The 3,522-nt window shown below is 67.0% G+C and carries 3 protein-coding genes; 2 read left to right on the top strand and 1 reads right to left on the bottom strand.

Annotated elements, in window-relative coordinates:
• On the top strand, nucleotides 1–1,411 hold a 1,411-nt coding region (locus tag AC5RWX_RS31510), incomplete at its 5' end, for a S8 family serine peptidase (RefSeq protein ID WP_494100123.1).
• A 16-nt stretch (nucleotides 1,412–1,427) separates the two neighbouring features.
• Here AC5RWX_RS31510 and AC5RWX_RS31505 read toward each other — a convergent pair.
• Nucleotides 1,428–2,540, bottom strand: a complete 1,113-nt coding sequence (locus AC5RWX_RS31505; protein WP_494100122.1) for a DNA alkylation repair protein — start codon at nucleotides 2,538–2,540, stop codon at nucleotides 1,428–1,430.
• Nucleotides 2,541–2,676: 136 nt separating this feature from the next.
• On the opposite strand from AC5RWX_RS31505, the gene AC5RWX_RS31500 reads away from it, so the two are divergent.
• Nucleotides 2,677–3,483: a phosphatase PAP2 family protein gene (locus AC5RWX_RS31500; RefSeq protein ID WP_494100121.1), complete on the top strand. Its 807-nt coding sequence runs from the start codon at nucleotides 2,677–2,679 to the stop codon at nucleotides 3,481–3,483.
• Nucleotides 3,484–3,522 lie beyond the last annotated feature (39 nt).

Raw genomic sequence — 3,522 nt, 5'->3', positions numbered from 1 at the left:
CGGCGTCCTCGCCTCGCACGCAGACTTCGGCGGGCGGGTGGCGGCCGGCTGGAGTGCCGTTGCGGACGGCCGGGGCTCCAGCGACTGCAACGGCCACGGCACGCACGTCGCAGGGTCGGTAGCCGGGGCCACTTACGGTGTGGCCAAGGGCGCCACCGTGGTGCCGGTCCGGGTGCTCGACTGCAACGGCTCCGGCTACAACTCCGACGTGGTGGCGGGCCTGGACTGGATTGCCGCCCACCATCAGGCGGGAACGCCCGCGGTTGCCAACCTCAGCCTGGGCGGCGGTGCCAGCACGGCTGTGGACTCGGCCATCCAGGCAATAATGAACGACGGCGTCACTGCCGTGGTTGCCGCCGGCAACTCCGCCGTTGATGCCTGCGGCAGCTCTCCCGCCCGCGTGCCGGCAGCCGTTACCGTAGCTGCCAGTGACTCATCTGACCGGCAGGCGTCCTTCTCCAACTTCGGTTCCTGCGTGGACCTTTACGCGCCCGGCGTCGGGATCACCTCGGCCCACCACACCTCTGCCACCGCTACTGCATCCATGTCCGGAACGTCCATGGCCGCCCCCCATGCGGCGGGAGCAGCGGCAGTGCTTCTTTCCCAGAACCCCGCACTCTCACCGGCCCAGGTGGCAGGCACGCTCGCATCCAATGCAACCACCGGGGTGGTCACCGGAGCCACCAGCGGTACCCCCAACCGCCTGCTGTTTGCCGGCGCTGTTGCTGCCGCCCCTGCACCGGCCCCGGTTCCGGCAGCTCCGGCTGCGCCTGCGCCCACGGTCACCGCGGCGACGCCGGGCCCCAATGCAACGGCAGTTGCAACGGGAACCAACGTGACGGCCACCTTCAGCACTGCGGTCCAGGGCGTCACCGCCGGGACCTTCGTACTCAAGAACGCTGCTGGCAGCACCATCCCTGCCACTGTCAGCTACAACTCCACCACCCGCACGGCCACCTTGGACCCTGCTGCGGGCCTGCCGGCTGACGCCACTTACACGGCCACCCTGGTGGGTGGGGCCTCTGCCATCCGGGACGCCGCTGGTACCCCGATGGCCTCCGCCAGCTGGAGCTTCCTTACCGGGCCGGCCCCCGTAGTCACGGGCTCCACACCTGGCAGCAACGCGCTGCTGGTGCGGCGGGCCAACAACGTCAGCGTTACCTTCAACGAGGCCGTCCAGGGCGTGGCCGGGACGACGTTCACGGTGAAGAATGCTGCCACCGGCGCAGTGGTTCCAGCCGCCGTGTTCCGGAACGGCGCCACCAACCAGTGGATCCTGGATCCCCAGCAGGCACTGGCCGCCAAGACCAAGTACACCGTGACGGTGACCGGTGGCAGCGCCGGGGTGCGCGACCTTGCCGGAAACGCGTTCGCGGGCAGGAGCTGGCAGTTCACCACCGGCTCGTTCTAGGCCATCACGGCAGGAACTACGCCATCTCCAGCACGAACTCCGTGCGCCCATGCGTGGCGCCGTTGATCTGAAGTTCCAACGCGTGAAGTCCGGGATGATGCACCCTGGTGGTCATCTGCCTGAACGCGTGGCGCTTGGAGATGCTCCTGCTCTCGCCCGGCGCAAGGGTCAGGGTTGCAATCTTGAAGACCTTTGGGGACTGGCTGCCATTGGCTTTGCGGAAATGGACCAGGTAGTCCACCACGAGGCGCACATCCTGGCTGCCGGTATTGAAAATCTCGAAGGCAAACGTTAATTCTCCCGGCACTGTGAGGATTTCCTGATCCAGGTGCGGCCCGGATACGGCCACCGATGCGGGTGTGAAACCCAGCAGCGCCAGCGCGCCCGGGTGCCCCTTCTTGATGAGGGTCCGGAGGCCATGGCGGACCACCCAGCCCGTGTTGCGGTCCGCCGCCGAGAGCCAGCGCCGGGCGGTGTCCACCACAGCATCAGGCGCATGCCTGGCGAGATCATTAAGGTGGTTGGCCACGGAACGCCGGACATACTCGGATGGGTCCCGGTACAGGCCCATGAGGATGGGCAGCGTGGCTTCAGGACGCTGGACGAGGGCTGGGACGCGCACGGCCCACGGAAGGTACGGACGGGTGCCCTCGCTCGCCAGGCGCCGGACGTGCTCATCAGGGTGCGCGGTCCACTGCAGGATCGCTGCCAGGGCCCGGTCGGGATCCCTGGCAAGCAGGCGGCGGACGGCGAACTCCCCGGTGAGCCGCGGGGTCAGTTCGGCGAGCAGGGTCAGGCAATCGTCAAAGTCCTTCGCCGCATCCGAGGCGAGGGCGAGGGTGACGGCGGCCTCCGAAACCGGCCACAGGACCCAGCCGGTGAATTCCGGAACTGCCAAAGCCGCCCGGAAGCTGACGGACGCCGTCGTATATCCCGGGACCGGACCCGTGCTGATGTCGGCAACGAGGGCGTCGGCCACCAGATCGGTCCGCGCACGCAGGTTCAGGTCACCCAGTAGCGACGCGGTGGCAGCAGTTCGCTTCCATTCCACGGCAGGCGTGCTTTCCGTCAAGACGCTGGTGAGCATGCCTATGCTCCGAGGATCAATCAGTTCGTTCATCACGCCCATGCAGTCAGGCTACCGCCGGGGTACGACGATTCAGGCGGCCCACGCATCCCAGGTGAAAGTCAGGACCGGACACCGGATCAAGCGCGGGCAATCGGGATAATCTTCACCCTAGGAAAAACTCCATCAAGGGACGGGCATGGCAGTGGCACAGCGGGGATCAGCAGGTTCCGGGGCTACCGGGAAAAAGGCCAGCAGATGGCGGGTCTTCCATGACAAGTTCGTGGTGGAGGAGCGTTATGTGAAGCCGGACGACCGGCGGGGCCTGTACCGCGCGTCGATCGTCCTGGTGATGCTGGGGGTGGCGCTCTTCATGGCAACCCTGATCAGCGTGGTGCAGTCCGATGGCCTCTCCGCCGCCGACGGGCCCGTGCGCGATTGGTTGCTCGGACTCAGGTCACAGACCCTCACCGTCGTCATGATCTTCCTGGCCGTGGTCTTCGGTCCGGTTGCCCTCCCCATCATCGTCCTGGTGGTCGTTGCCGCCTGGGGTTTCGCTGCAAAGCACGCCTGGCGCCCCATCCTGTTGGCCTCGGCCATGCTCACGGGCGTCATCATTTCGCAGATCATCCTCCACATTGTGCGGCGCTCCCGTCCTCCCGTGGAGCATATGCTCTTCGGCATCGACCACACTTTTTCGTTCCCGTCCGGACACGTTCTGGGCGCCTGCGACTTCCTGTTGGTGGGTGCCTTCCTGATCTACTCCCGGCGCAGCAACAGGCGGGCTGCCGTGATCGGGTTCATCGGGGCAGGCGTGGGCATTGTGCTGGCGGCGCTGAGCCGGCTGTACCTGGGGTACCACTGGCTCAGCGATGCCTTGGCCTCGCTTTCGTTGTCCCTGGTGATCCTGGGCGGGGTCATCGCCGTGGACACGTGGCGGACGGCGAGGGTTCCGGGCGAGCGGATCACCGGTGAACTGTCAAGGACGGACGCACCGGGCGATTGAACTCCGGGAGGACAGCCGGCGCGAGCCGGTAAGGCCGGC

This window comes from Arthrobacter sp. SPT-J7 (assembly GCF_059089965.1).
This window is presented reverse-complemented; position numbering and strand designations above follow the sequence as displayed.